The sequence below is a fragment of the Exiguobacterium sp. s191 genome, from assembly GCF_018618955.1.
Lineage (GTDB): Bacteria > Bacillota > Bacilli > Exiguobacteriales > Exiguobacteriaceae > Exiguobacterium_A > Exiguobacterium_A abrahamii.
In genome coordinates this window covers 2164669-2190862 of the sequence record NZ_JACSNC010000001.1, presented here as the reverse complement: position 1 = coordinate 2190862, position 26194 = coordinate 2164669, and the positions used below count along the sequence as shown (strand labels likewise).

At 47.1% G+C, this 26194-nt stretch carries 27 protein-coding genes; 12 read left to right on the top strand and 15 right to left on the bottom strand.

From position 1 onward, the window contains the following. The first annotated feature begins 27 nt into the window (after positions 1-27). The 3 genes from KNQ09_RS11435 (at position 28) to KNQ09_RS11425 (ending at position 2500) form a co-directional block, all read left to right on the top strand. Positions 28-183, top strand: coding sequence for a hypothetical protein (locus tag KNQ09_RS11435; protein ID WP_214858506.1), 156 nt, complete (start codon positions 28-30; stop codon positions 181-183). Then, positions 152-1264 (top strand): hypothetical protein, encoded by a 1113-nt coding sequence (locus KNQ09_RS11430; RefSeq protein WP_214858505.1) that lies wholly within the window; start codon positions 152-154, stop codon positions 1262-1264. The genes KNQ09_RS11435 and KNQ09_RS11430 overlap by 32 nt, the downstream gene beginning before the upstream one ends. A 168-nt stretch (positions 1265-1432) precedes the next feature. Continuing rightward, complete coding sequence (locus tag KNQ09_RS11425; RefSeq protein WP_214858503.1) at positions 1433-2500, top strand: AbiH family protein; 1068 nt, start codon at positions 1433-1435, stop codon at positions 2498-2500. 341 nt (positions 2501-2841) lie between these two features. Here KNQ09_RS11425 and KNQ09_RS11420 read toward each other — a convergent pair whose 3' ends face one another. Then, complete coding sequence (locus KNQ09_RS11420) at positions 2842-4632, bottom strand: LTA synthase family protein (protein WP_214858501.1); 1791 nt, start codon at positions 4630-4632, stop codon at positions 2842-2844. Positions 4633-4858: 226 nt separating this feature from the next. Between KNQ09_RS11420 and wrbA the strand changes: the two genes are divergently transcribed. Next, entirely contained in the window at positions 4859-5461 is a 603-nt protein-coding gene (gene wrbA / locus KNQ09_RS11415; RefSeq protein WP_023469582.1) for an NAD(P)H:quinone oxidoreductase, read from the top strand. Positions 5462-5522: 61 nt separating this feature from the next. On the opposite strand, the gene KNQ09_RS11410 is transcribed toward wrbA, so the two are convergent. After that, a complete protein-coding gene (locus KNQ09_RS11410) occupies positions 5523-7955 on the bottom strand; it encodes a HAMP domain-containing sensor histidine kinase (protein ID WP_214858499.1) in 2433 nt (810 codons plus the stop codon). A gap of 215 nt (positions 7956-8170) precedes the next feature. After that, on the bottom strand, positions 8171-9184 hold the full coding sequence (locus KNQ09_RS11405) for a zinc-binding alcohol dehydrogenase family protein (RefSeq protein ID WP_285801440.1): 1014 nt from the start codon (positions 9182-9184) through the stop codon (positions 8171-8173). Between the two features lie 188 nt (positions 9185-9372). Between KNQ09_RS11405 and KNQ09_RS11400 the strand changes: the two genes are divergently transcribed. Then, complete coding sequence (locus KNQ09_RS11400) at positions 9373-9813, top strand: hypothetical protein (protein ID WP_023469579.1); 441 nt, start codon at positions 9373-9375, stop codon at positions 9811-9813. Between the two features lie 71 nt (positions 9814-9884). On the opposite strand, the gene KNQ09_RS11395 is transcribed toward KNQ09_RS11400, so the two are convergent. The 4 genes from KNQ09_RS11395 to KNQ09_RS11380 form a co-directional block, all read right to left on the bottom strand. Further along, positions 9885-10397, bottom strand: coding sequence for a PCYCGC motif-containing (lipo)protein (locus KNQ09_RS11395; RefSeq protein WP_035395745.1), 513 nt, complete (start codon positions 10395-10397; stop codon positions 9885-9887). 76 nt (positions 10398-10473) lie between these two features. Continuing rightward, the gene (locus tag KNQ09_RS11390; protein WP_214858493.1) at positions 10474-11391 is read right to left on the bottom strand and encodes a metal ABC transporter substrate-binding protein; all 918 of its coding nucleotides are present in this window, start codon (positions 11389-11391) and stop codon (positions 10474-10476) included. Further along, positions 11388-12233 carry a metal ABC transporter permease gene (locus tag KNQ09_RS11385; RefSeq protein WP_214858492.1) on the bottom strand — a complete coding sequence of 282 codons (846 nt, stop codon included), beginning with the start codon at positions 12231-12233 and terminating at the stop codon, positions 11388-11390. The genes KNQ09_RS11390 and KNQ09_RS11385 overlap by 4 nt, the downstream gene beginning before the upstream one ends. Next, on the bottom strand, positions 12230-12967 hold the full coding sequence (locus KNQ09_RS11380) for a metal ABC transporter ATP-binding protein (protein ID WP_214858489.1): 738 nt from the start codon (positions 12965-12967) through the stop codon (positions 12230-12232). Before KNQ09_RS11380 ends, KNQ09_RS11385 begins: the two co-directional genes overlap by 4 nt. A gap of 227 nt (positions 12968-13194) precedes the next feature. Here KNQ09_RS11380 and mgtE point away from each other — a divergent pair, with 227 nt between their 5' ends. Continuing rightward, positions 13195-14547, top strand: a complete 1353-nt coding sequence (gene mgtE, locus KNQ09_RS11375) for a magnesium transporter (RefSeq protein ID WP_058264504.1) — start codon at positions 13195-13197, stop codon at positions 14545-14547. 53 nt (positions 14548-14600) lie between these two features. Here the strand turns inward: mgtE and KNQ09_RS11370 are convergent, their stop codons facing one another. From KNQ09_RS11370 to KNQ09_RS11355, 4 genes are all read right to left on the bottom strand, one after another. After that, positions 14601-15251: a hypothetical protein gene (locus KNQ09_RS11370; protein ID WP_214771777.1), complete on the bottom strand. Its 651-nt coding sequence runs from the start codon at positions 15249-15251 to the stop codon at positions 14601-14603. A gap of 13 nt (positions 15252-15264) precedes the next feature. Continuing rightward, entirely contained in the window at positions 15265-15594 is a 330-nt protein-coding gene (locus tag KNQ09_RS11365; RefSeq protein WP_214858487.1) for a potassium channel family protein, read from the bottom strand. Between the two features lie 12 nt (positions 15595-15606). After that, positions 15607-17172 carry a sensor domain-containing diguanylate cyclase gene (locus KNQ09_RS11360; protein ID WP_214858486.1) on the bottom strand — a complete coding sequence of 522 codons (1566 nt, stop codon included), beginning with the start codon at positions 17170-17172 and terminating at the stop codon, positions 15607-15609. Positions 17173-17266: 94 nt separating this feature from the next. Next, on the bottom strand, positions 17267-18100 hold the full coding sequence (locus KNQ09_RS11355) for an SDR family oxidoreductase (protein WP_214858484.1): 834 nt from the start codon (positions 18098-18100) through the stop codon (positions 17267-17269). Positions 18101-18226: 126 nt separating this feature from the next. On the opposite strand from KNQ09_RS11355, the gene KNQ09_RS11350 reads away from it, so the two are divergent. From KNQ09_RS11350 to KNQ09_RS11340, 3 genes are read left to right on the top strand one after another with little or no spacing between them, the layout of a single operon-like run. Continuing rightward, positions 18227-18982 carry a DeoR/GlpR family DNA-binding transcription regulator gene (locus KNQ09_RS11350; protein ID WP_214858482.1) on the top strand — a complete coding sequence of 252 codons (756 nt, stop codon included), beginning with the start codon at positions 18227-18229 and terminating at the stop codon, positions 18980-18982. After that, entirely contained in the window at positions 18979-20028 is a 1050-nt protein-coding gene (locus KNQ09_RS11345) for a Gfo/Idh/MocA family oxidoreductase (RefSeq protein WP_214858480.1), read from the top strand. The genes KNQ09_RS11350 and KNQ09_RS11345 overlap by 4 nt, the downstream gene beginning before the upstream one ends. Continuing rightward, entirely contained in the window at positions 20016-20486 is a 471-nt protein-coding gene (locus KNQ09_RS11340; RefSeq protein ID WP_023469567.1) for a heme-degrading domain-containing protein, read from the top strand. Before KNQ09_RS11345 ends, KNQ09_RS11340 begins: the two co-directional genes overlap by 13 nt. 394 nt (positions 20487-20880) lie before the next feature. Here the strand turns inward: KNQ09_RS11340 and KNQ09_RS11335 are convergent, their stop codons facing one another. The 4 genes from KNQ09_RS11335 to KNQ09_RS11320 form a co-directional block, all read right to left on the bottom strand. Further along, the gene (locus KNQ09_RS11335) at positions 20881-21360 is read right to left on the bottom strand and encodes a DMT family transporter (protein WP_064299216.1); all 480 of its coding nucleotides are present in this window, start codon (positions 21358-21360) and stop codon (positions 20881-20883) included. Positions 21361-21372: 12 nt separating this feature from the next. After that, on the bottom strand, positions 21373-21801 hold the full coding sequence (locus KNQ09_RS11330; RefSeq protein ID WP_214858478.1) for a DMT family transporter: 429 nt from the start codon (positions 21799-21801) through the stop codon (positions 21373-21375). Positions 21802-21866: 65 nt separating this feature from the next. After that, positions 21867-22184: an ArsR/SmtB family transcription factor gene (locus KNQ09_RS11325; protein ID WP_023469564.1), complete on the bottom strand. Its 318-nt coding sequence runs from the start codon at positions 22182-22184 to the stop codon at positions 21867-21869. A gap of 45 nt (positions 22185-22229) precedes the next feature. Then, entirely contained in the window at positions 22230-22673 is a 444-nt protein-coding gene (locus tag KNQ09_RS11320) for a GNAT family N-acetyltransferase (protein WP_058264510.1), read from the bottom strand. A gap of 170 nt (positions 22674-22843) precedes the next feature. Here KNQ09_RS11320 and rpoE point away from each other — a divergent pair, with 170 nt between their 5' ends. The 3 genes from rpoE to KNQ09_RS11305 all read left to right on the top strand — a co-directional run bounded on the left by rpoE (position 22844) and on the right by KNQ09_RS11305 (position 26074). Further along, positions 22844-23368: a DNA-directed RNA polymerase subunit delta gene (rpoE, locus tag KNQ09_RS11315; protein ID WP_023469562.1), complete on the top strand. Its 525-nt coding sequence runs from the start codon at positions 22844-22846 to the stop codon at positions 23366-23368. A 270-nt stretch (positions 23369-23638) separates the two neighbouring features. Beyond that, positions 23639-25234: a CTP synthase gene (locus tag KNQ09_RS11310; RefSeq protein ID WP_023469561.1), complete on the top strand. Its 1596-nt coding sequence runs from the start codon at positions 23639-23641 to the stop codon at positions 25232-25234. Between the two features lie 132 nt (positions 25235-25366). After that, positions 25367-26074: a GntR family transcriptional regulator gene (locus KNQ09_RS11305; RefSeq protein ID WP_023469560.1), complete on the top strand. Its 708-nt coding sequence runs from the start codon at positions 25367-25369 to the stop codon at positions 26072-26074. Positions 26075-26194: the final 120 nt, after the last annotated feature.

Here is a 26194-nt window from a genome sequence, read left to right as displayed (position 1 = left end):
TAAGATTAGATTAAATAGGAGGTAAATATGACAATTGCACTTATTTATAAATTTAATGACAAAGCGGTGATAATTAATGACTTTCGAGTAACATATTCAAACACTGATACTACGCACCAAGTTGATGCTATGAATAAATTTAAAAAAATAAATGAAAATATGGCTTTTTTTTTTAGCTGGTGATGTAGGATACTGGAAAACTGTGTTATCACGCTTAGACAGTGTGAAAGAAAAAATAACTATCGATAACATCTTTGAACAAGACGGACCATTAAAATCTATTCTACAGTCATCTATAGAATCAATCAAAAGCGACAATAATCCAATTATTGGTGCTATAGGTGTTTTTGTTGATCCGGACACAAATAAAAATGTAACGTTTCAGATAAAAGGAAAAATTGGATATGGATGCAACATAGATAGGATTTTAAATGATACTTGTTTAGCCATCGGATCAGGAAGTCAAATTCCTAATATAGAAATGAATGTCTTGAATAATGCTTCCAAATATGAATCTACTTTAAAAGGTGATTTATATGAAATTGGTAAAGCTGTAAGGCAAGATTTGAAAGGAATTTTCAAACGGTGTGGAGCATCATCTTTTGAAAAATTAGGGATTTCTCCTGTTTTTGCAATCTCCACCGTAGAGTTTTCTTCATTTAAAATGATTGGAGAAGAAATTAAAGGTTCATTTTATTCTTCTACAAATGATAAAAATATAGACTATCATTATAAATATGAAATGGAAGAAGGGGTACCAACTTTATTTGATTGCAATTCTAAAGTAAAAATTCGCATTGAGGATATTAATAATTATGAGCCTTCGATAAAGTCTATATTATTTGATCCGGAAAAACTAAGTGATGGATTTGATCCAACAGAAGTTTATCAACCTAATACCAATATTATGTATATAGTTAATCAATGGAAGCATGGTAGCATGCAAGATTTACAAAATATGAGTGAAGGTGAACCATATATATGTAAATCAGAATGTGTTGAAAGAGCGTTTTATAGAATAGAGAAATTCGAATATAATGGAAAAGTTTTATGTGATCCAAACTATGTAAAAATAGGAGAAGCTATTCTTGATAATATAAGCTTTCCAGAATCTCAAAAGTTTAATAATGTAGGTTTCTATAGCTTATTATTAAATAATTCGATTGAAGAACAGCAATTTGAAAGTTTAATAAAGTATAATATTTTTGAACACTCATGGATAAAGGATAAAATTTCCAATTATTATGGATTATATAAAGATTGAAGTAATGTTACGAAAAAGGTATTAATATTTTAAATATATACTTTAATTTTTTTTAGTTGTTAATGCATTTAATTTATATAAACATTAGTTTAGAATTTGAAAGTTACTTTTTATATTTTATAAATGATTTTTATATGCAACAGAATCTAACTTAATCGGAGGGATAGAATGAATATTACATTTCTAATTGGTAATGGTTTTGATATAAATATTGGTTTAAATACTAGCTATAGTAGTTTTTATGAGCACTTGAAAAATAGGAACCATGAAAATCAAAAAAATAAACTCATTGAGAATATACTAAATGATTATTTTAATAAAGAAATTTTAAAAGATAGTAGTAAAGATAAAAAAGATAGTATTGAACAGATTGACTGGTCTGATTTTGAAATCGCAGTAGGATCTTATACGAAAAAAATCGAAACTAAAAAGGAAATTGAAGAATTTATTAAAGATTATGAAGAATTTATTGACTATTTTACTAGCTATATCGAAGAGGGAATAGATAATAATTTGTTAGAATTTTGGATGGAAGAAAACCTCAATAGTTTCGAAAATTCAATTAAGAATCCTATTAATACTTATGAAAGAGATCAGCATGAATTAACTGTAAGATATTCAAATTATAGAAATATAACTAAAAATTTTAATTACGTTATTTTCAATTACACTGAGATTTTTGATTTACTTCATCAAAATTGGAAAAAACATTATTCCCAAACAGGGATAACTTCAAATTCACCGATTCATATTCATGGCTATTGTCAAGAACAAATACTTTTAGGTGTGAATGATGAATCCCAAATACATAGTAAACTTTCATCAAACGAAAGTTTACAAATGATGATGATTAAGACGATATCAAATCAATATGCACTTAGTACAAGATTAGAAAGAACAATTAGCGTAATTAAAAATAGTGAGTTAATTATTATTTATGGTATGTCACTAGGAGAATCTGATAAATTTTGGTGGGAATTAATCATAGAACGATTAAAAAAGGATTCTAAAAAAAGTGTATTAATTTATGCTTATGAGAGTGATCAAAAAGGATTAATAAAGCATCACAGAAGAATGATGAATAAGCAAAAGGAGTGGAAAGAAAAACTATTAAAATATGCTTCGGAAGAAGAAAAAGAAATTCTTAGTAAACAAATCTTTATTCAATTTGACACTCTAAAAATTTTTAATTTCATCAAACTAAGTTCTGAAGTTTTTAGTAAACAAACTCAATAACTGCTACTTCAGTATTTTTAATCTAAAATATTGCTAATTGATAATTTTAAAGAATTTAAAAAATTAAATTACGAAAAATGTATAATTTGTTTGCTCCGATTGTTATAAAGTCTAAAATTTAAGGTGTACTAAAGTATTAGAAAATATTATTAAAACATATATGATAAATGCAAACTAAAAAAATCGATTGTTTTTTTATTTTTTACTTCATTATCATCACTTTTACCAGATGATTCGTAAGCATATAGAATTTAATGATACACAAACAAACAAGCCTGACTCCCCACCAGAAGTGAAGAAAGTCAGGCTCGTTTATTTTAAGAAAATCAGATGTCCTTTGATTACTCCAGTTCATTCTCCTCAATAATCTTATCCGACAGCTTTAACTGCTTACTCACATCCTTCACTTGATTTCGACAGAACTTCAACTCAACTTTCTTTTCCGTTGAGACGTCATAACAGGTGCCTTCACCGGATGCTTTCGTCAAATCCGCTTCATAATAATAGTCCTTGTAGCGGAACGAACCATCGCGGAAGCCCGTCAGATTCGGTTGATCATCGACGAGGGATTGTCCCATCATATAGGACGTTTTGAGATTCAATAAGTCAATGATCGTTGGTGCGATATCGATCTGTCCGCCATTTTCTTTCATGACCCGACCGGTTTGTTGGTCGGGTTTTTTGATGAAGAGCGGGATGCGGCGTTCGAGTTCAAAGGCAACAACCGGAGACGAGACATCCGCTTTTTTGCGCATCTCGCTTCCTTCATTGACGAGTCCACTATCGTGATCACCATAAAAGATGACGAGGGACTGGTCCCAGAGATCCCGTTGTTTCAACTCGTCGATCATCTTTCCGACACCGGTATCGACGTAATGGACAGTCTGGTAATACCGTTTCAACATCGGATCCTTATATCCGGACAAATCAAGCGTCTGATCTTCCTTGTCGATCTCATACGGTGTATGACTCGTCAGCGCGACTAAAAACGAGAAAAACGGTTCTTGTAACGTCTCCATGTGATCAATCGATTCGAGGAAGAACTGTTGATCGTTCAGTGCCATGCCGATTTTCTTCTCTTTTGAATAATCCTTTTGGCTGAAGAAGTGCTTAAAACCGATGTTCTTGTAGACATCGTCACGATTCCAGAAGCCTTTTTCGTAGGCATGCATCGCTGCTGTATCGTACCCGTTTTTCTCAAGTAATGCAGGGAGCGGCTCGAATTCATTCGTCGGATATTGCGTATAGACAGAGCCTGATTTCAATGGATAAAGTGAGGTGTTCGTGATGAACTCGGCGTCCGAAGTTCGTCCTTCATGCGTCTGGTGATAGAGCGACGAGAAGTAGAGCGATTCCTTCTTCAATTGATTTAGGTTCGGCGTCACTTCTTCACCGTTGATGGTTTGGTCGATGACTGAAGCCTGAAATGACTCGAGCTGTACCAAAATGATATTCGGTTTCTGCTTCGGACCTGTTGGATTCGTCTGTTGCTTTTGATTGATGCGCTGTTGCTCCTGTGCCGTCAGTCCGTCGCCGGGTCGTCCGGTCACGCCTTTGAACACATCCCATCCGTGATAACCCCAGAAACCAAACAGGTAGTAGTCACGCATATCGGAGATCGTTGCCGTCGGTTGACGATCTTCGGTTAGCGTCCGGTACGTCAGTAGTGAAGCGGACAAGACGATCCCACTGATTGCGAGTAGCGCAGCCGTCCGGCGTCGTGTTTGCTTCGTCGTCACTTCCGGTCGCTTGCGGAAAACGAAAAGCAGAAGTAGGAAAATCAAACTATCAGCGAACAAGAGGAAGTCTTGCGGCACGATCAAGGCAGTGAAGCCGCTACTGACGTCACTCATCTGCGTCATCTGTGAGAGGAGCGAGACGGAGAGGAAGTCCTCGAAGTAACGGTAGTACCACATGTCGGAAGCCAGTAGAAAACTGTGCGCGAGCAGTAGACCGAGCCAGACCCAGCGGCGTTTATTCCACGGAATCAGTAACGTCCAGCTCGACAGGATCAGCATCCCGGCCAGGTTCATGAGTGTTAAATGGAGCGAAAGATCGGTCTTTGTGAAGTAACTAAACAGCATGAACTTCAGCATGCCGAGTAACAGATAAAGGGTGTAGCGAATCGCCATGGTCAGTACTCCTTACGTGTGTCTTCACACGTTCTTTACCCTAAACGTTTGATGGTGGAACGCCCAGATGTGGACAGCCATGTTCGCTCGTTCCATGATGTAGTCGAAAAATCGGTCTATATTTCCTCTTGAATTCAAACAATTGACGTTAATTTGCGCAGAAAGCGGGAATAGAAAGCGTGTACGTCCATCGTCCGTCACTGTCTTTTAAAAAAGGAGCGAAGTCATGTCAAACGTGAAACTAGCGGTCATCTATTACAGCGCAACCGGAACGAACCATCAACTTGCCTCATGGGCAAAAGAAGCGGGAGAAGCGGCAGGAGCAGAAGTCCGCCTTGCGAAAATCAAGGAGACAGCCCCAGCAGAAGCGATTGCTTCGAACCCATTGTGGCAAAAGCATGCGGATGCCACACGTGATATCGAAGAAGCGACACCGGATCTACTCGACTGGGCAGATGCGATTATCTTTAGTGTCCCGACACGTTACGGTCATGTCCCAGGACAATTCCAACAGTTCCTCGACACGACAGGCGGACTGTGGGCACAAGGCAAACTCGTTAATAAAGTCGTCAGTGCGATGTCGTCGGCACAGAATCCGCATGGCGGTCAGGAAGCGACTGTTCTCGCAGTTTATACGACGATGTTCCACTGGGGTGCAATCGTTGCAGCACCAGGTTATTCGGATCCTGTCTTGTTCGCAGCGGGCGGAAATCCATATGGTACATCGGTCACTGTCGACCAAGACGGCAACATGGTCGAATCAGTCGAACCAGCCGTGCGCCATCAAGCGAAACGGACGGTTGAAGTGGCAAGCCGTCTCAACTCATAACATTACCTAATTCAAAAAGCGCCGGAATGCGGATTCGCATTCTGGCGCTTTTTCATATGCATCATGTGTTTTGTGTCAACGGAAGTTCGACTGTGAACGTCGAGCCTTGTCCTTCGATCGACTCGACATGGATTTCTCCCTCATGTCCACGCGCAATTTCGCGACAGATTGAGAGCCCGAGACCAGTACCGCCGATTTGACGAGTGTCCGAATTATCGACACGATAGAATTTTTGGAACAGGTTACTCATCGCAGAAGCTGGAATCCCGATGCCCTCATCTTGAATCGCGACGGTGACACGTGACGCGTGTCGCGTTAGTTGGATATCGATCGTTCCACCAGCTGGTGAGTATTTGATCGCATTGTTGATCAGGTTACTGAACAATTGACGAATCTTCTTCGCATCCCCTTCGACGATCAGCGGTTCGACGTTTCGGAATATTTCAATCGCGTGGGAAGAAGACGACAGGCTATGCAACTGTTTCAAATCCCGAATCATCGCGACGATATCGAACGGTGCCATCTCGTATTCCTGGCGGTTCGCTTCCATCCGTTGCAGGTCGAGGAAGTCATTGATCAACAGCGAAAGACGTTCTGTTTCCGAATGGACCGCTTCGAGATACTTCTTCTGTCGCTTCGGTGGCAGGTCACGCTGAATCATCAGCTCAGTAAAGCCATAGATCGACGAGAGTGGTGTCCGCAGTTCGTGCGAGATCGTTGAGACGAGTTCGTTTTTGATCCGGTCAATCTCGACTTCATTCGTCACGTCACGTAAGACGAGTAGAATCCCGCGGAATTGTCCACCATAATGAATGCTCTCGGAATACGTCTTGATGAAGCGTCGCTCGTGATCGATCGAGAAGGTGATTCCTTCACCGATTTCACGCTGAACGAACGTCTTTTTCAAGTAACGTTCGAATTCCGGTAGTTGGTCGACGCGATGCTTGAGTTGAACGACAGACGGAGTGATGTTCATCAGTCCGTTCTCATCGAGACTTTCATCAACCGGGTGATCGAACAGGTCGAGTAACGGTCGGTTGATTAATTGAATATCACCTTCGGGTTCGATATAGACGATCGATTCACGGATCGAGTTCAATAGTCGCGCCGTTTTTTCCCGCTCGCGTTCAATCTCGTCGAACGTCCGCATCCGCAAGAGTGACAATGCCAGCTGGCGCGCGAAGGCGGCTAGTTCTTCCTGCTCGTAACGATCAAACCGATCCTGATCGCGGGACAAGAAGATATAGGCGATGATCTCATTTTGACTCGGATCAAGAACCGGTGTGACAGCGCGTGCGACTTCGTCCTCGAACTGTGTATGCGGTCGTTTATCTTGTCGCGACTCACGCAATAACGGCTCAATCGTTGGCATCCAATCCTCGACTGTGAGCGGTGTCTGTGGATAAAAGACGATATCGATGACTTTTGTTCCTTCTTTAAAGATCAGTGCGCCTTGATCAGACTGCGTGATCTCAACCATCTTTTGGATGACAGAAGGATAAGCACTGATGCTATCGCGCGATGCCAGTGTCTCCGTCAATTGGTTTCGCAGGCGCAAGTGGGACTCGTTCCGTTGCGTCAGTTTTAAGGCATCTTCGAGATTGACGTTCGTTGACATCAATTGATGTTTGTTTTCAATCAAAGCTGTCGCCATCTGATGGAACGATTTACTCAATTCACCAATCTCGTCAGCACGGTTGAGTGGAATGAGTGGTAACGTATGCTCACCGCTTGCAAGAAGTTTACTCTCCTTGCTAAGAAGATGGATTTGTCGCGTCGTCCGTTCGATGAACGGGCGGACGATGAGCAAGATGACGAGGAATAGGACGAGCAGATTGACGAGCCAGATCCACTCGGCATACTTCGTCTGAGTGACAAGTTGTTCTTTTGCACCGAGTTCTTTCGCACGAAGACTACTCCGATAGTTCGTGAACGTACTCTCCATCGTGTTGACACTTTTACGCATCGTCTCACTGTTCGAGGCATTCATCTTGAATTTCCGATTCGGGTCCCGTGGTACTTGTGGCATCATCGCTTTTAGACTCGGCATCTGCAGGAAACGCTCGTCAATCGTGCCCGATTGCTTTGCTTGGACGTATTTAATCAAGCTGGGCATGACGAAATTGGTATAAGAATTATAGAGCGACCGGATATCAGACGCATAGATTTGATCCGCTTTATATAAGCGATTCTTTTCAAACCAAGCCGTCTGTTGTTCGAGTGATGCCTTCTTTTCATCAATCACGTCGAGCACGGCATCGTCACCGAAGACGATATAGCCGCGCATCTCGTATTGAAGGGACTGCCAATCGTCCCAGAGTTTTGTCGCTCGATCTTCGCGCAAGCTGATCGCATCGAGCTCTTGTTTCGCATCCGTGACTTGGTGGTTCGTATAAAAATAAGCAGCCAGGGAAGAGATCGATAGTGTAATAAGAATGAGATAAAACGACGACATGATCTGTCGGCTGATCTTTTGATTGAACCATTTTCGCATATGGATTATGGATGCTCCTTTGTCTATGTGAGTCAAGCGTCGATTAGATGTATTACGTTGGAATATTTGTTACCGTAATCGTACATTTTTTAGACGAATAAATATAGTCATAATGCTTAAAATATCTTCAAAGTAAGAGATACAGGTTCACAAAGAAAACTTAGAACGACAAAAAAGCAGGACGGGATTTTACTCCCAACCTGCTCCGATGCCCATTAATGATGTTCGACGACAATCTTCCCAATCGTTTTTCCGCTCTCGACGAGACGGTGTGCTTCTTTCAGATTGTCAGCGTTCATGCCGATTAACGTCTGTGTCACCGTCGTCTCAAGTGTATGTTCTTCGATCCATGCTGCGACTTGCGTCAGAATCTCATGTTGGCGGATCATGTCCTCTGTCTCGAACAGCGGACGCGTGAACATGAACTCCCAGACGAACGTCGCACTCTTTTGTTGGAGCGCACTTAAATCGAGTTTTTGATCCGTCTCGACGATGCTACAGATTTTCCCTTGTGGTGCAATTACATCGACCATCGTCTCAAAATGTTGGTCCGTCGCATTGAGACAGAAGATATAGTCGACGTATTTGGAGCCGATGGCTTCCAGCTGAGGACGGAATGCCTCGTGGTGATTGATCGTATGATGTGCACCGTGTTCCTTCGCCCACTCAATCGTCTCGTCGCGTGACGCCGTTCCGATGACGGTCAGTCCAGCGTGATTCGCGAGTTGTGTTGCAATTGAACCGACACCACCAGCAGCTCCGATGATGAGGATCGTCTTCTCGAGATTCGACTTAGCGTCAAACGTCAATCCGAGACGATCGGTCAATGCTTCGTAAGCTGTCAGCGTCGTCAACGGGAGAGCAGCGGCTTCGCTAAAGGTCAACCGTTCCGGCTTTTTGGCGACGATCCGTTCATCGACGAGTTGGAAGTCACTGTTTGACCCTGGGCGCTGAATCGCACCGGCGTAATAGACTTCATCACCGACTTGGAAGAGGGAGGCATCATCGCCGACTTCAACGACGACTCCGGCTGCATCGTAACCGATGACCTTCGGCGCGTCTTCATCTTTCCCGTGAGCACGGACTTTCGTATCGACCGGGTTGACGGAGACGGCTTTAATCTCAACTAAGAGATCGTGTCCCGTTGCTTCCGGGCGTGGTAGTTCCAGGTCAATCAGACTTTCGTGTTCCGTCAGTGGTAAGTGTCGGTGGAAACCGACGGCGGACATATTCGACATCGACAATCATCCTTTCCAGATAGGAATCGTTTCTCTCCATCTGTTCCACGCCTATTCAGTCTTAAAACCAGTTGCGAAACTTTGAAAACGGATTCCCCTTCTGTCGTCAACGAAAGAATGCTGGATAGATATGGTAGCATATGAGAGTAGCTATCAATTTCGAGAAGGAGCGATTTTGTATGTATGACGTCATCTCTCTACCGGCAGGACCGACTCAAGTCACGATTGAACGTTACCTCGTCCATGCCCACCCGCACCCCCGTCCGTATCGACCCGCGCGTTTGATTGCCTTACGTCAAAGTGGTGGCGTCATGCATCGACTGTATCGCACGGAGCGGGAAATCGTGCTCTCTCCGCACGAGGCACTCGCCCCACAAGTCCAGCGGCTCTCGTTCTCGCAACAGGAGCGTGTCCTTGCGTATATCGAAGAACGTCGCGCGAGCTTCGGTTTTGATGAAGGGGAGGAATACAAATTTTACTTACTCGAAGTGGCATACGAGCTCCGTCATCTGCCACGAACGGATCGACCGATTCGGGCGCATACGTACTATCAACTGGATGAGCTGTTGTCGGGTCGACCGCTTGTCTTGCGAGCTAGAAGTCAAGAGCGCTCCACATGAGAAAGAAAAACGGAATATGAAAAAGCAGTCCGCCTTTCCTTACGTTCATCGCGAGGAGGGCGGACTGTTTATTAAAGTGCTGGCGTTGGCGTCGGTGTGACACCGGTCTTTTTATAAGCTTGATCGATGGCAGTCCGGATTTCCTTGACGGAGCTACCTTTTTGATAAGCAACGATCGACTGTGCTGCGATATCGAGACACGTGCCGCACGTGATGCCGTGCGTCGTCCAGGTCGTGGAACTAGCAGTCTGCTCTTCGATGAAGCAGTCATAGTTGCTTGTATGACCAGCAGACTCACCGCAACCGCAATAACAAGGCATCTTCTTCAAGAGATCAGGATGTTTAGCGACGGAGCGGTAAATCGTCTGGATCGACTCATCCTGTTCGTTCAGAAAAGCGGGTAACGTGTCTGGTCCCGCGGTCTTCTCGAGTTGATCACCAGCACCGTGGCTGGCATGATCAGCATGATCTCCGTGATTCGTCTGTTCTGTTTTTGGAGCACCCGTTTGATCAGCTGTTCCGCATGCAGCGAGCAACAGGCTGATACTGAGGGGAAAGGCGTAACGATATAGTCGTGTTTGCATAATGTGCCTCTCTTTCATCGTCTTGCCTTCATTATAAGGAAAGACGTATCGAGAAGGCGTGACGATTTGTTGACGCTTACTTGGCGAGTGCTTCCGTGATCGTCTCGATGTTTGCTTGCATCATGCTGTAGTAAGTGTCGCCATCTTTACCCGGTGCACCGAGTGAGTCGGTGAAGAGAGTACCACCGATCGGAACACTAGTCTCCCTTGAGACGGTTTCGATGCTCCGCCGATCGACGCTCGTTTCGACGAACAGGACAGGGATATCTTGCTCCTTGATCGTATCGACGATCCGGCGGACTTGAGCCGGAGTTCCTTGATTATCTGAGTTGATCTCCCAAATATAATCCGCTTTGACGTCATAGGCAGTTCCGAAGTATTTGAAGGCTCCTTCGCTCGTGACGAGATGACGTTCTGCTTTCGGAATAGCGGCAAACTGCTTTTTCGCTTCCTGATCAAGCGTCTGCAATTTTTTGATATAGGCATCGGCATTTTTTTCGTAGTCGGCTTTGTGCTTCGGATCTTCCTTGATTAATGCCTGCTTGACGTTTTCGACGTAGCGAATCCCATTGCTTATATCGAGCCACGCATGTGGATCAGTCTCCGATTCTTTGCCCTTCGTCGTCAGGTATTTCGGTTCGACGCCTTTGCTTAAACGATAGACTGGTGCGTCAGACGCGTCTTTGCCAGTCGTTGCCCGGAGTTTATCGAACCACGCACCGCCGGCTTCCAGGTTCAACCCGTTGTAGAAGACGACGTCAGCATCTGCCATCGCTTGTACGTCTGCTGGAAGTGGATCATACTCGTGCGGGTTTGCCCCGATCTTGACCATGCTGTGGACATCGACATATTCACCACCGACCTCACGTGCGAGGTCAGCGAGAATCGAATATGTCGCAACGACCTTCAGCTTCCCGTTATCTTCTGCTGGTGTCGAACAAGCAGCAAGCAAGACCGTGCTGAGGAGGACGAACAGAAAAAGTTTTACTTTCATACAGTAGACTCCTTTCGTTTCCGGTGACGCATCAGACCGTGACGTGGTGAGAAGACGAAGACGAGGGCGAACAACGTCGTCGCGACGAGGACGATCGACGCACCGGAAGATAGATTATAGGTGAAGCTGAAATACAGTCCGACGATGGCGGACAACGTACCGAAGCCTGCTGCTAGGAACAGCATCCGTGAGAGGCGGTTCGTCAGTAAATACGCGGTCGCTGCCGGTGTGATCAACATCGCGACGACGAGAATGATGCCGACGGTCTGGAGTGAAGCGACCGTGACGAGTGTCAGTAACGTCATCAGTCCGTAATGAATCCAGCGCGTCGATAGTCCATAGGCTTGCGCCATCGTTGGGTCAAACGAGCTGATCAGCAACTCTTTGTAGAACAAGAAGATCCCGCCGAGGACAATCAATCCGATGATGACGGTCATCCACATGTCGCTCGGACGGACCGCGAGGACGTTGCCGAACAGAATGTGATAGAGATCGCTACTGCTACGTAAGAACGAGATCAGGATGATCCCGAGGGCGAAGGCGGATGTGAACATGATTCCGATCGCCGTATCGTTCTTGATGCGACTGTTCTGGCTAACGAAACTGATTCCGAGCGCTGTCACGAGACCCGTCACGACAGCACCGATCAGGAAGTTGATCCCGAGTAGGTAGGAAATCGCAACACCAGGTAAAACGGCGTGCGAGATTGCATCCCCCATCAACGACATCCCGCGAAGGATGATGAAACAGCCGATCACACCACAGATGATGCCGACCATGATGGCGGTGATCATCGCTTTTTGTAAGAACTCATATTGAAGTAATGCCTCGATGAACGTCATCCTTGTCCCTCCTTGCGTCGTTCGAATAGGGGTAAGCCATACGCTGGTTCGAGCCATTCCGGCGTCAAGATATCAGACGGTGGACCGACAGCGATCAATTGTTTGTTCAACAGCATCAATGTGTCGAAGTAGTCCTCTGCTTTATGCAAATCATGGTGGACGACGACGATCGTCCGTCCTTCGGCTCGGAGGGTCCGTAAAAGTTCGATGATCATCTGCTCACTCGCAACATCGATGCCGACGAACGGTTCGTCCAGCAATAGTAGCTTTGCTTCTTGGGCAAGGGCACGCGCTAGAAAGACCCGTTGTTGCTGTCCACCTGACAGCTCACCGATTTGGCGTTCGGCGTGATCAGACATACCGACCCGTTCGAGACATTCCATGGCGAACGCTTTTTGTGCTTTCGATGGTCGTTTGAATAAGCCGAGCTTCGGATAACAGCCCATCAACACGACGTCCTGCACACGAACCGGAAAGTCCCAATCAATTGCACTTCGTTGCGGGACGTATGCGACGCGTGACCGGACGTCTTCGAGTGATTGGTCGAGCACGCGTAACTGCTCGATCCGAGCCGGGATCAGACCGAGGATGGCTTTTAAGAATGTGGATTTACCAGCACCGTTCGGTCCGATGATGCCAATCAACGAAGCGACCGGAAGACGAACGGATACTCCGTCGAGTGCATGGGTATCAAAATAAGAGACGGTGAGACGATCAACGTCAAGGGCGTACATGAATGATCACTCCTTTGGTTTTGTGGTATATAGAAGGAAAGTTTCCTTAGGGCAAAAAATAAAGTAAAAATTTTAACTCCAATCACTGGAAAAAGATTCGGTCTACAAATAATGTTTACTTAAGGCAAACTTTAAAGCCATAGGAAACAGATGTCAACTGTTTTTCGATATCGATCGCGAATCAACTCGTGCTAAGATGAAAAGGCAGAATACAGGGGGTGAGGAGATTGCGTCAGACAGCAGAACAACAATGGAAGTGGCTCTTGCTCGATGCGCTCGCGAAGGAAAAGCGGGAGCAGGCACAGCAAGTCATCGAAGAGGTCTATCCGTATGATATCGCGCAAGTGTATGAAGAGTTGGGCGAAGACGATCAGGCACGACTCCTCGACTATCTCGATCACGAGCGATTGGCGGATGTCCTCGAGGAGCTCGAAGGGGAGCAACGTCTCGCCGTCTTACGCCGTTTAGACGTCGAGCGTGCCGGGCACGTCCTCGATTTAATGGAAAACGATGATGTCGCGGATGTACTTGAGGAACTGGGACCGGAAGAGACCGACCGTTTGCTTGGTAGCATGCGGACGGACGAGGCACTGATCGTCCGCAATCTCTTGACGTATCCACCGGAAACGGCCGGGCGCTTGATGACGAACCGGTTCATCTGGGTCGGCGAGGATTTCACGGTCGGTGAGACGGTCGAGAAGATGCGCGACTACATCGAATACTCGGAGACAATCAACTACGTCTACGTCGTCAATCAACTCAGTGAACTCGTTGGGGTCATCTCATACCGGGATGTCATCTTAGCTGAAAACACGGAACGGATCAGTGACGTCATGGAGACGAAGGTGATCCGGGTCGCGGCAGAGACCGATCAGGAAGAAGTCGCGCAACTGTTCGAACGCTATGATCTCGTCTCGTTACCCGTCGTCGAGGGCGACATTCTCGTCGGATTGATCACGGTCGATGATGCGCTTGACGTCTTACGGGAAGAAGCAAACGAAGACATCGAGAAACTCTCGGCATCCGGTAAATCGATTGATTTCGAGACGAAGCCGTGGATTGCTGCGACCCGTCGCTTACCGTGGCTCGTCTTGCTACTGTTCATCGGGCTCGTCTCCGGATCAATCATCAGTCAGTTCGAAGAGACGCTCTCAAAAGTCGTCGCGCTCGCCTTCTTCATGCCAATGATTGCTGGTATGACCGGAAATACCGGTACCCAATCGCTCGCGGTCGTCGTCCGCGGATTGATCACGCGTGAAGTCGATAAGCGGGTCGCGACTCGATTAATCCTGCGAGAACTCTGGGTTGGTTTAATCATTGGTATCATTTGTGGCATTTTGATCGCCGTCATCGCCTACGTCTGGCAAGGGAGTGCCGTCTTAGGACTTGTCGTCGGCAGCTCGCTCGTCATCACGTTGATCTTTGGGACACTTGCTGGAACAATCATTCCGCTCATCTTACATCGTCTAAAGATTGACCCGGCGATTGCATCCGGACCATTGATCACGACGTTGAACGATATCTTATCGCTCCTCGTCTACTTCGGGATCGCAACGGCATTCATTAGCCGCTTGATGTAAAAAAACCGAACCGATTCATCTTCGTCAAGAGGAAGGGAATCGGTTCGGTTTTTTCATGTGTGATCATTCGTGGTGCGAATCCAGATCGCGAGTGGACCAACATCGTCAAAGCCGGCTTCAAGCGCCGTGATCAGGTGATCACCATACTCGTAACCGACGAGCGATTGACCAGGAAAATGTGCTGAACTCAAACGTGCGATATCATCCCATAAGCGTTCGTCGAGGTAATCGGAGTTGACGTACGTCAGTCCGGTCGTCACTTGATTCGAGTAGGCGATGCAACTTGCTTGTTGCGCCTCTGAATAGAAGAAGCGGACAGCGGGATGTTGCCATAACGTTGTGGGCAGCTCCGGTGTTGCCTGGATAGCCTGGAAGCGAGCGAACTGATCGAGATCCGTCACGACGGACCAATCGACGGGAAGGGCACGGCGATCGAGTATGGCAGGGCGGGTCATCCATTCTGCTGTAAATAAATGACTGAGACCGGCACTCGAGAAATCATAGCTTGCCGTGCAGTCCTTGATGCTATAGACATCCGTGACACCAATTCGCTGATGGGGAAGCCGGACCATCAGTTCCGGATAATAGCTCGGTACGCTTCCTTGAGCGTGCCAGGTCGAATCAGTTTCCGTCACCCGGCAACCGGCTGACTCACAGACGAGGCGACACCAATCGAAATTATTTTGGATGGCAGCTTGGCGCATGGATCATTCCCCCTTATTCATCCTCCGGTTGTTTAATCAGGACATACGATAACGTGGCAATCAGTGTTAAGAACAACCCGCAGCCAATCGTGATGTATGCCATCGTAAAGACCTTACCGAGCGTCGTCGTCGGAACAAATGTTGGATGCCCAACCGTACTTAGTGTCGTGATACAAAAGTAAAGTGCATCCACCAGCGATAGATTTTCTTCCGTGCTATAGAAAATCGTCCCGGAGACGAGCGTCAACAGGCAGAGAATCAATAGACCACGAAAGTAAGATAAGTGAAAGGCGCGGCGCAATCCCTTGAATAAACGTGAAAAAATCGCCAGTACAGAAATCATGGAATCTCTCCTTTAGGATCGTTGCGTCGAGTCCATCGTATCATGAATGAAATAATCGTTCTTTCCGGCATGTTTGACGCGGTACATCGCTTGGTCAGCATGCTGAATCAGCGTGTCGAGATCGACGCCATGATTGGGTGAGTAACTAAGTCCGATGCTCGTTCGGATTTCAATGGTTTCTTCAGCGAACCGGTAAGGGTTGTCTTGCAAGTACGTCAACAGATTCGCAGCATAGGCATGGAGCGTAGCGACAGACGGATGACGATAGAGTAAGAAGAATTCGTCGCCACCGACACGGGCGGCGAATCCATTCTGTTCCGCGTGGTGTTCAAGTAGACGAGCGATATGAATCAAGAAGGCGTCACCGATTTGATGCCCGTACGTATCGTTGATCGCTTTGAAACCGTCGAGATCGACGACGATGATCGCGGCGTGATCAAGTTCGAGTAACTCTTGCGCCGCACGTTCGTAAAAGCTCCGGCGATTCGCAATCTTCGTCAACGGATCATGATAGGCGAAGAAACGAATCGTCTGCTCCGCTTCCTTGAAGGACTGGATATCACGAATCAATAACATCCCGTGCAGTTCCTGTTCGATGAAGACGAAATCGGCATCCATGACGACGTAGCGTTCTTGCTGTCGCGCTGTCAAAATCTTCGTTTCGAATTCGTTGAACTTACGTTGCGATAAAAAGTGTGTCATATAATGCAGCGACCAATCGGCTTGTTTTTTATCCGGTAAGTAGGTCGAAAACGTACATGCCGTTAAGTCATCGGTCTCGAACAGACGATGAGCAGCTGGGTTGGCACTCTCAATTCGTCCGTCCCGGTCGAGCAGCAGGATTGCCGAAGGATTCAAATTGTAGAGCGTCGCGAAACGCTTCTGATAGGACGCGAGATAATCGAATCGGCGCATTGCGATCGCCAGTGCTCCTGCCCAGAACAAACCGCCATACATATAGGCATACGGTGGCATGATGCCGTAGAACGACCAGTAGCCGAAGACGATATCCCACGCGAGAACGAGAATCGCGACACTCAATAAGACACTGATGATGCCACGACGTGCATCTTTCAAGTGTGTCCGTGCGTACACGAGCAGACCGATGACAAGGAGATGGAAGATGTTCCCGACCGTCATCGTCACTAGATATTGTGTGTTGAATTCAGGGTAGATGAACTGTCCGACCTGTGTGAATTGCTGACTGTTGATGACGTTCGTCTGGAATACGTATGTCGTCAGCACGACGCCCATCGGAAGATAGAAGATCCATGGGTACAATAAACGTGGCATTCGTTTCCACAAATTCGAGACGCGAAAGATGAAGTGGAGCGATGTACTGAAGACGATCAGACCAGCGTTTCCGAACCAGTAGGTCACGAATGCCGGACTAAATTCGATCGGGGAGGCATTCCGGAAAAATTCACCGAGGAATAACATCCCGTAAGCGAACGTGAATAAGCTAAGCAGTCGGTGTTGTGGACGTGATGGATTACGTAAAAATATATCAATCGACATGTAGAACATGATGAAGGTTGGAATCAGATAGACGATTGTAAAAAGAAACAAGGATGGCATGGCGTTCCGCCCTTCTAGATAATTTTTAGGTAGATAGTCTCAGTATAGTGGGCGAAGATTGCTGAGGCGGATTGAAATTTCAAAAAAAGGGGAATCAGTCGAGATTTAATGTTAGTCGTCGTATTTTGGCGATCCCTTCGAGACCTGACGGATCATGATGCGTCTTATGGGCGACGAAATGTTCATCGGCTTCCGTCGTCCGGATTCGTAACGGACGTTCGTCACGATGGACGACCTCGAAGATCACCTCAGCCAGAGCTTCTGCCGATTGGCGATCGGCATGTCGCGTCCGATACGTCTGCAAATAAGCTGTGATGATCGGTTTGAAGTCGTCTTCGTGTAAGCCACCCGTCCGTTCAAGTTGATCGAGAACAGTTGCGGTAAAGTTCGTCTCGACGGCGGCTGGTTCAATCAGGGTGACGTCGATGTTGAAGTACGGTTTATAGTAGATCGCAAGACTTTCGAACAGCCCTTCGATCGCAAACTTACTGGCACAATACAGTTCATTCATCGGTTGACCGACGAGACCACTGACGCTTGAAGTCGCAAGTAAGTGACTACCGTCCGGTGCTTGTTTGAGTAAGGGGAGACAAGCTTCGATCGTTCGGATGACACCGAAGACGTTCGTTTCGAAGAGTTGCTTGATTTCATAACTCGTCGCTTGACCGAGTGCGCGCAGCAAACCATGACCGGCATTACAGAACACGACGTCGAGATGATCGACTTCTTGTTCAATTTGACGAACGGCTGCTTTCACGCTTGTTTCATCCGTCACATCGAGCGGCAAGAAGGTAAGCGTCGGTAATGACACGGTCATTTCGTCTGGACTCCGGACACCAGCGTAGACGAACCATCCGGCGTCTGCGAATCGCCGCGCCGTCGCAAGACCGATACCGGAAGAAGCACCCGTGATCAACATCGTTTGCATATCAATTCCTCCGTTCTGAAAGTAGTTGTCTTCTATTATTTACCCGAATTACTGTTGAACTATTTGCATTAAAATTGCATATTGTAATGGAAAAACTTAAAATAAAGAAAAAGGAGGCAGGAATCGATGGGGCAAATCGAACGGTTGCAACAGATGCGGGAATGGATCAAGACGAGTCCTGAAATTTCGCTCGATCAATTGATGCAGGAGTATCAGATTTCACGGGATACTGCACGTCGTGACGTCATCGCCCTCGAACAAGAAGGGGAGATCATTCGCGTTAAGAATGGATTAGTCCGTGCTGGCGGAACACTTGCGTATGAGCAACGGACAGAGAAACCGGAAAAACGACGGATCGGACAACGTGCAGCGCGTCACGTCCAAGCGAACGATCGCTTATTGCTCGACGCTGCAACGACGGTATCTGAGATGGCACGAGCACTTCCGCCTTATCCACTACAAGTCATCACGAACTCCCTCGACATCGCAGACTATGTCGGAGCTCGCACGGATATTGAGCTGTACGTCACGGGAGGACGTTTCGACCGGCATGCGCGAAGCTTGAGTGGGATCAAGACGGCAGACGACATACTGAATTATCAAGTCGATTGTGTTTTTCTTGGAGCATGTGGATTGACGGAAGAAGGACTTTTTGCGGAACAACTCGAAGAAGCGGTCGTAAAGAAAGCGATGATTCGAAGTGCGACCCGTGTCATCGTCCTCGCAGACCATACGAAATTCAATAAGCGTTTTTTGCATAAGGTCTGTGATTGGGAACAAATCGATGTGCTCGTTACCGATCAAGTTCCAGACGCAACGTGGCAAGAACGACTAGATCATTATCATGTCAATCTCGACGTGACAGAGGAGGAAACAACATGAACCCGATTCAAACGACGCTCGTCGGATTCGGCTTTTCAGCGGTGACGTTCCACGTTCCGTTCTTACAGGCATTACCGGCATTTGAAGTGACACAAGTCGTCTCCAGTCGACCGGAACAGGTAGCACAACATTTCAGTAAGGCGACGGTCGTCGCGACACTTGCTGAAGCCTTACAGGATGAGAACACGGAACTCGTCATCATCACGACACCAACGGCACTCCATTTCGAAATGGCAAAACAAGCGATTGAAGCAAAGAAGCACGTCTTACTCGAAAAGCCGGCCGTCGTGACGATCGAAGAAGCACTGGCGCTGCAAACGTTAGCGAAACAACACGGCGTTCAAGTCGCCGTTTATCAAAACCGTCGTTTTGACGGTGACTTCCTGACACTTGAACAATTGATGGAAATGAACGAGATCGGCGACTGGCAAGTCATCGAATCACGCTTTGATCGCTATCGCCCGGTCGTTCGGGAACGCTGGCGTGAACAAGCGGGAAGTGGCGCCGGTATTCTGTTTGATCTCGGCTCACACTTACTCGATCAAGCACTCGCCTTGTTCGGAGAACCGGATGCACTGACGGGCGACGTCTACCTGCAACGTGACGGTGCTGTCGTTGATGACGGTTTCCATATCACGCTACATTATGGTACACGTCGTGTCATCCTTCGTTCGACGTCCTTCATCCAAGGACCAACGCCACGTTTTGAGTTTCATGCGACGCGCGGCAGTTACATTAAATACGGAATGGACCCGCAAGAAGGACGGCTTGCGAAAGGTCATCCGGTGAACGAACAGCTCGGTGAAGATGAAGTAGATTCCTACGGTTACCTCCAGATCGCCGATCAGCCAGTCGAGCGTCTCGCGACACTTCCAGGCAGTTATGCGACGTTTTATGAACAGTTGGCGGAGGGACTTCGCGGAGGACGAGTACCTGTCGATTTACGTGACGCGGAAAAAACGATGCGCTTGATTGAAGCGGTGCGCATCAGCAGTGATGAAGGACGACGCCTCTTACGAAAGGAATGGGATGCATGGAAGAATTGAAGGTGTTGCTAGCGGAAGAGGACGAACTCGTCTTGACGTCCCTGACGAATACGGAAGCGATCGGGATGGGACATGAATTGATCGGACGGGCGATGAAGGAGAACTTATCGATTGCCGTTGAAATCAAACGGAACGGGCAGCGTTTATATTACGCGGCGCTCGACGGTACGGCACCGGATCAGGAAGAGTGGATCCGCCGGAAATCGAACGTCGTCTTGCGGCATGGCTATAGCTCGCTCTACATGCGTCGGTATAATGAAAGTAAACATCGCTCGTACCACTCGATGTATGCCGTTTCGCCAGCTGATTATGCCGATGCCGGTGGATCGTTCCCGATTCGGATCGAAGGAGTCGGTGTCGTTGGTACGATCACCGTTTCCGGTCTATCGCAGGAAGCGGATCATCGCCTCGCGACGGAAGCGTTGCGCTTACTTAAGAGACAACAGCTGGGGCAATAAGGTATTTATAAAACACAAGTGTTGATTCTCGTGCAAGACTTCGCTTTCCGCGGGCGGAAGGCGAGCCTCCTCGCCGCATTCGCGCCTACGGGGTCTCACCCATTCCGCTTTTCCCGCAGGAGTCTTCGTCTTGCACGTTCATCAACGGATCGTTCGACACGAAAAAACCGAAATGCTGAAGTAGATCCACTTCAGCATTTCGGTTTTTTTATGTTCTATTTGATAGATCATGAGAAACAGTCGGACTTACGTTGTTCACGCGACTCCTACAGGAAAAAGCGCAAGATTTTGCGCTGTCAGAGACAAACAAGACCCGGGTCGGCTGTCACTGACAGTCGAGACTGGTTTGTGTCTCGCCTGAGGAAAGCGCGTGAACGAATCGTGAGGACAATCGTCACGATGCGATCGAATCAGATGAAGCGGACACGTCTTTACGTGTGTTCCCGCGATAGACGAAGTAAAGCGCAGTCAGCATCGCAAGCAGACCAAGCAGACGTTTTCCATCGAGCGGAACGACGACGCCACCGAACGCACCGATGTGATCAATGACCATACCTGCTGCGAGTTGACCGATGACGGTCGCGATACTAGCTGCCGTGACACCGATTTGCGGGACAGCAAGAATCGTCAGGAAGAGATAACTGACGCCGAACAAGACGGCGCTCAGTTGCCAACGTGGTGCTTCAAGCAAGAGCAAGACGTTCCCTTGACCAAAGAACAAGATGGCGAGTGCGAGAATCAGCATTCCGGTGAAGAACGTCAGGAACGTACTTTCCAGAGCCCCTGCCTTTTGACTGAAGGCACCGTTGATCGAGGACTGGGCGCTCAGCATCACGCCGCCGAGTAATGTAAAACCGAGTAATAGAATATTCACGAGCGAACCTCCTTAAAAGATAAGAAATAGAGCGACGAGCATCAAAGCAGAAGCCGTCAGCTTGTCACGATTGATCGGATGTTTCGGGCTACCGAGCCAGCCGTAATGTTCGATGACCATGCTGGCGGTCATTTGTCCGATGATGACACTGATCATGGCGAGACCGACACCGACGAGCGGGATGCTGATGATCAAGATCGTCAAGTAGATACTACCGAGTAGACCACCGAGCAAGGTCCATTTCGGTGCGCGGAATGTATAGCCGAGTGAACCTTTTCCGAAGAAGAGGACGATCAGCCCGATGATGATCGTACCGGCGAAGAAATTATAAAAGCTACTTTCGAGTTTTCCGACGAAGTTCCCGAGTTCACCATAGATGGCCCCTTCGACACTTAAAGCGATACCCGCAAGTAACGCGAGTACGTAATACACGATTTTCAACAGAATTCATCCTTTCACGAATCTAAATATCGAGAAATGTCGATATGTAAGGCAAGGAGAACGGATCAAAGTTCTCCTTTAAGGTACGCTGCGAGCTCCTGGATTTTTTCTTCATTTCGCCGGTAATACGTCCATTTGCCGTGACGTTCGGATTCGAGCAATCCGACTTTTTGCAACATCGCAAGATATTGAGAGACGGTCGATTGAGATAAGTTCGCCTTCTCTTGGATATCTCCGACGCAAATGCCTCCCTTGTCCGACAGATTCGTCGCGAGATGGGCCGTCGGCTTATTGAAATGAGTCTCGGGATCCTTGAGCCAGCGTAAGATATCAAGACGTACCTCGTTTGATAATGCCTTGAATAGATCCACTTGATTTGTCATACGCTTAAACTAATCGATGATTCTCGATATGTCAATCCAAGACACTTAAGGTTGGACGAATGCATGCTTTAAAAGTCGATGTGTCACCTTAGTTGCCGTATACGGCTCAAAACCAAATCGTTCATAAAATGTACTGGCATCGTCCGTATAGAGCCAGAGCTCGGAATACGTCAACAGCGCTTCTGGGATGATTTTCTCAAGCAGTTGCGTACCGACACCGTGATGTCGCATTTCCGGTAAGACATAGACATGACGAATCCGACCGACGTCGTTCGTGTCGGTTTGTTTCATATACCCCCCGCACGCAATGACGTGACCGGAGAGCGACAAAACGACGAACATTGCTTCTCCGTCTTCTCGATACGTTTCATTTCGGCGTTCACGTAGCATCCGTTCGATGAAGGGATAGCCTTCCTGTGTACTCTTTGATAAGATTGGTAACCAATTGAAGTCATCAAAATCGTTGACCCGTTCGATTGTCATCTCCATCTGTCATTCCTCCTTCTTCTCCCTTGGATATTCCTTTTTCGGGAGTAGGAAAAACACGAATCGAGAATCAATTCGAGCTTTTTTTAAATAGAGACTGGATTTTTAAAAGCTGTTTTGCGTATAATGAGAAGTAATGGATTGAACGCAAATGAAAGGAAGTGGCCGTCACAATGAGCCTCAGCCGTTTAAGTAAAGAAGAGATTACTGATCTTTCGCTGATCGAATTCGTCAACGAAATGTTGCAAGAAGCTGGCGAACAGCCAATCACGTTCGATGACATCACGTCAGAAATCGAAAAGTACCATACGTTTACAGATGAAGAAGACAAGTTCGAGAAACTTGCTCAACTCTATACAGACATGAATATCGACGGAAACTTCGTCAACGTCGGAGCAAACCGTTGGTCACTCCGCGCTTGGTATCCGTTCGATAAGTCAGATGAGGATCTCGTCATCGAAGCGCGTCAACGTGGAGAACTCGATGAGTTTGAAGAAGAGTTCAACTATGATGCAGAAGAAGACGAGTTCGAGACGATCGAAGACGATCTCGATACATTCGCGAAGACAGCGGACTATGATTCAGCTGATGACAGCGAAGACGATGATACGTTCAAAAAAGTCGCAGCCATCGATGATCTCGATGACGATCTCGATGAAGAAGACTTAGAAGACTTCGAAGAAGAAGAGGAAGTCTAAGCACGATCAACCACAACTGTACAGCTGCTATTTCCCTATAGAAATGGCAGTTTTTTCGTTGACGGCTGACGAACGAGCACGGAAATTTTTCTTTGAAAAATTAGGCTTGACGAAGTTTTCTGAATGACGTAAGTTAGTCATGGGCTTCTTTAAGCAACGTGCTTATTTCAGCAAAAGTGTCTCCTATTCCAATGGGGGCACTTTTGCTTTTTTGTTTTTACCACCTCTGTATTGTTGAGATGTGAATTAGAGAAGGGAGCAAGATTTAACATGACAAAGTATATTTTCGTAACAGGTGGCGTCGTATCGTCACTCGGTAAAGGGATCACCGCTGCATCGCTCGCTCGTCTCTTGAAAAACCGTGGCCTCAATGTCACGATCCAAAAATTCGACCCGTACATCAACATCGACCCAGGTACGATGAGCCCGTATCAACACGGGGAAGTGTTCGTTACGGATGATGGCGCAGAGACAGACCTTGACCTTGGTCACTACGAGCGTTTCATCGACATCAACTTGAGCCAGAACGCGAACGTCACGTCTGGACGTATCTACTCGACGATCCTCAAGAAGGAACGCCGTGGCGACTACAACGGTGGAACGGTCCAAGTCATTCCGCACATCACGAACGAAATCAAGGATCGCGTCTTCCGTGCTGGAAAAGAAACGGGCGCTGACGTCGTCATCACAGAGATTGGTGGAACAGTAGGGGATATCGAATCGCTTCCGTTCATCGAAGCCATTCGTCAGGTGAAAAACGATATCGGGAAAGAAAACGTCATGTACGTTCACTGTACCCTCGTTCCGTATCTTGCAGCGGCAGGTGAGCTCAAGACGAAACCGACACAACACAGTGTCAAAGAACTCCGTAGCTACGGTATTCAACCAGATATCATCGTCTTACGTGCGGAGCACCCAGTCCCACAAGAGATGAAAGATAAAATTGCTCTCTTCTGTGACACACGTCCAGAAGCAGTCATCGAAGCACAAGATGCATCGACACTCTATGAAGTACCACTCAACTTGCAACGTCAAGGCATGGACCAACTCGTCTGTGACTACTTCAAGTTCGATACACCAGCTGCCGACATGACGGCTTGGAAACAACTCGTCCACACAGTGACACACCTCGAGAAGACGACGAAGATTGCACTCGTCGGGAAATACGTCGAATTGCGTGATGCGTACATCTCGGTCGCAGAAGCATTGAAACATGCTGGGTTTGCCTTCAACAGTGACATCGAAATCGACTGGATCAACGCAGAAGACGTGACGCGTGAAAACGTCAACGAATTGCTTGGTTCGGCAGACGGTATCCTCGTTCCTGGTGGATTCGGAGAACGCGGCATCGAAGGAAAAATCGAAGCGACACGTTTCGCCCGTGAAAACAACGTACCGTTCTTCGGTATCTGTCTCGGGATGCAACTCGCGACAGTCGAATTCGCACGTAACGTCCTCAACCTTGAAGGCGCACACTCAGCGGAAATCGACCCAGCGACACCATACCCGATCATCGACTTGTTGCCAGAACAAAAAGACATCGAGGATCTCGGTGGTACGCTCCGTCTCGGACTTTACCCATGTAAACTCGAAGACGGAACGAAAGCACGTGCCGCGTATTCAAGCGAGCTCGTCTACGAACGTCACCGTCACCGTTATGAGTTCGGTAACGAATTCCGCGAGCAGTTCGAAGCAAACGGCATGGTCTTCTCAGGTACGAGCCCAGACGGTCGTCTCGTTGAGATCATTGAGATTCCAGAACACAAATGGTTCGTCGCGTGTCAGTTCCACCCAGAATTGATCTCACGTCCAGAACGTCCACAAGCGCTCTTCCATGACTTCATCCAAGCATCACTCGGTGAGTAAGTTGTATCCAAATAAACCTGTCTTCTTCAAGAAGACGGGTTTATTTTCATTTATTCCTATCGTCAAAATACATATCTGCTATAATGGTAGCGGATTCATTCCTACAAATTTTAGATAGAGGGGGGAATATCATTGATTCCGAAGTATAAACATGTCGCTGAACAAATCGAGATCGAGATCAATGAGCACGTCTATCAACATACGAACAAACTGTTGACGGAAGACGAATACGCCCAAAAATTCGATGTCAGCCGGAACACGATCCGGAAGGCGATCGAGATTCTCGTCAATAAAGGATACGTTTACCAAGTACAAGGGAGCGGTGTCTTCGTCCGCGATCATTATAAGAGTGATTACGTCAATCTCGAAAAGCTACAAGGATTGACGAGCGACTTCAGCGGACGGAAGGTCGAGACGCGCGTTCTCGCTTTCGAACAGACGAAGGCAGACGAAGAAGTCGCGGAACGCATGAAATGTCCGGTCGGTACACCGGTCTATTACGTCAAACGACTGCGTCTCGTCGATGATCACCCGTTTTCGATCGAAGCGTCCTATTTCCGGAAAAATCTCGTCATGTATCTCGATGAGAATATCGTTCAAAAATCGATCTACACGTATTTACGCAATGATCAAAATCTGTCGATCGGATTTGCGGATCGCGTCATCTATGCCGATTACTTGAATAGCAGTGACGCCGAGTTGCTTGGATTAAAAGAGAACGATCCATCCTTACTCGTCGACAATACAGTCTATTTGACGAATGGGAAAATCTTCGACGTCTCGCGAGCGACGCATCATTTCCGCCACGTGAAGATGCTGAAGGTCTCGAATATTAAATAAGAAGGAAACACACGAAGCGAATTTCGTGTGTTTTTTTATTTAAATTTTTTAAAAAGAAAGGGTTTACACGTTATGAAAGCGCATGCTATTATCGAACTGTGGAATTTGTACCTATGAATT

Bases quoted from the DNA above. Each gene is read 5' to 3' on its own strand.
- KNQ09_RS11355 (WP_214858484.1), bottom strand. From the start codon at position 18,100: ATGCAAACGATGTTGATCACGGGTGCTTCTTCCGGTATCGGTCTTGCG.
- KNQ09_RS11425 (WP_214858503.1), top strand. From the start codon at position 1,433: ATGAATATTACATTTCTAATTGGTAATGGTTTTGATATAAATATTGGT.
- KNQ09_RS11430 (WP_214858505.1), top strand. From the start codon at position 152: ATGAAAATATGGCTTTTTTTTTTAGCTGGTGATGTAGGATACTGGAAA.
- KNQ09_RS11390 (WP_214858493.1), bottom strand. From the start codon at position 11,391: ATGAAAGTAAAACTTTTTCTGTTCGTCCTCCTCAGCACGGTCTTGCTT.
- KNQ09_RS11400 (WP_023469579.1), top strand. From the start codon at position 9,373: ATGTATGACGTCATCTCTCTACCGGCAGGACCGACTCAAGTCACGATT.
- KNQ09_RS11310 (WP_023469561.1), top strand. From the start codon at position 23,639: ATGACAAAGTATATTTTCGTAACAGGTGGCGTCGTATCGTCACTCGGT.
- KNQ09_RS11365 (WP_214858487.1), bottom strand. From the start codon at position 15,594: ATGATTTCTGTACTGGCGATTTTTTCACGTTTATTCAAGGGATTGCGC.
- KNQ09_RS11340 (WP_023469567.1), top strand. From the start codon at position 20,016: ATGGAAGAATTGAAGGTGTTGCTAGCGGAAGAGGACGAACTCGTCTTG.
- KNQ09_RS11345 (WP_214858480.1), top strand. From the start codon at position 18,979: ATGAACCCGATTCAAACGACGCTCGTCGGATTCGGCTTTTCAGCGGTG.
- rpoE (WP_023469562.1), top strand. From the start codon at position 22,844: ATGAGCCTCAGCCGTTTAAGTAAAGAAGAGATTACTGATCTTTCGCTG.
- KNQ09_RS11380 (WP_214858489.1), bottom strand. From the start codon at position 12,967: ATGTACGCCCTTGACGTTGATCGTCTCACCGTCTCTTATTTTGATACC.
- KNQ09_RS11325 (WP_023469564.1), bottom strand. From the start codon at position 22,184: ATGACAAATCAAGTGGATCTATTCAAGGCATTATCAAACGAGGTACGT.
- KNQ09_RS11435 (WP_214858506.1), top strand. From the start codon at position 28: ATGACAATTGCACTTATTTATAAATTTAATGACAAAGCGGTGATAATT.
- KNQ09_RS11420 (WP_214858501.1), bottom strand. From the start codon at position 4,632: ATGGCGATTCGCTACACCCTTTATCTGTTACTCGGCATGCTGAAGTTC.
- KNQ09_RS11410 (WP_214858499.1), bottom strand. From the start codon at position 7,955: ATGCGAAAATGGTTCAATCAAAAGATCAGCCGACAGATCATGTCGTCG.
- KNQ09_RS11350 (WP_214858482.1), top strand. From the start codon at position 18,227: ATGGGGCAAATCGAACGGTTGCAACAGATGCGGGAATGGATCAAGACG.
- KNQ09_RS11320 (WP_058264510.1), bottom strand. From the start codon at position 22,673: ATGGAGATGACAATCGAACGGGTCAACGATTTTGATGACTTCAATTGG.
- KNQ09_RS11370 (WP_214771777.1), bottom strand. From the start codon at position 15,251: ATGCGCCAAGCTGCCATCCAAAATAATTTCGATTGGTGTCGCCTCGTC.
- KNQ09_RS11395 (WP_035395745.1), bottom strand. From the start codon at position 10,397: ATGCAAACACGACTATATCGTTACGCCTTTCCCCTCAGTATCAGCCTG.
- KNQ09_RS11360 (WP_214858486.1), bottom strand. From the start codon at position 17,172: ATGCCATCCTTGTTTCTTTTTACAATCGTCTATCTGATTCCAACCTTC.
- KNQ09_RS11385 (WP_214858492.1), bottom strand. From the start codon at position 12,233: ATGACGTTCATCGAGGCATTACTTCAATATGAGTTCTTACAAAAAGCG.
- KNQ09_RS11405 (WP_285801440.1), bottom strand. From the start codon at position 9,184: ATGTCCGCCGTCGGTTTCCACCGACACTTACCACTGACGGAACACGAA.
- wrbA (WP_023469582.1), top strand. From the start codon at position 4,859: ATGTCAAACGTGAAACTAGCGGTCATCTATTACAGCGCAACCGGAACG.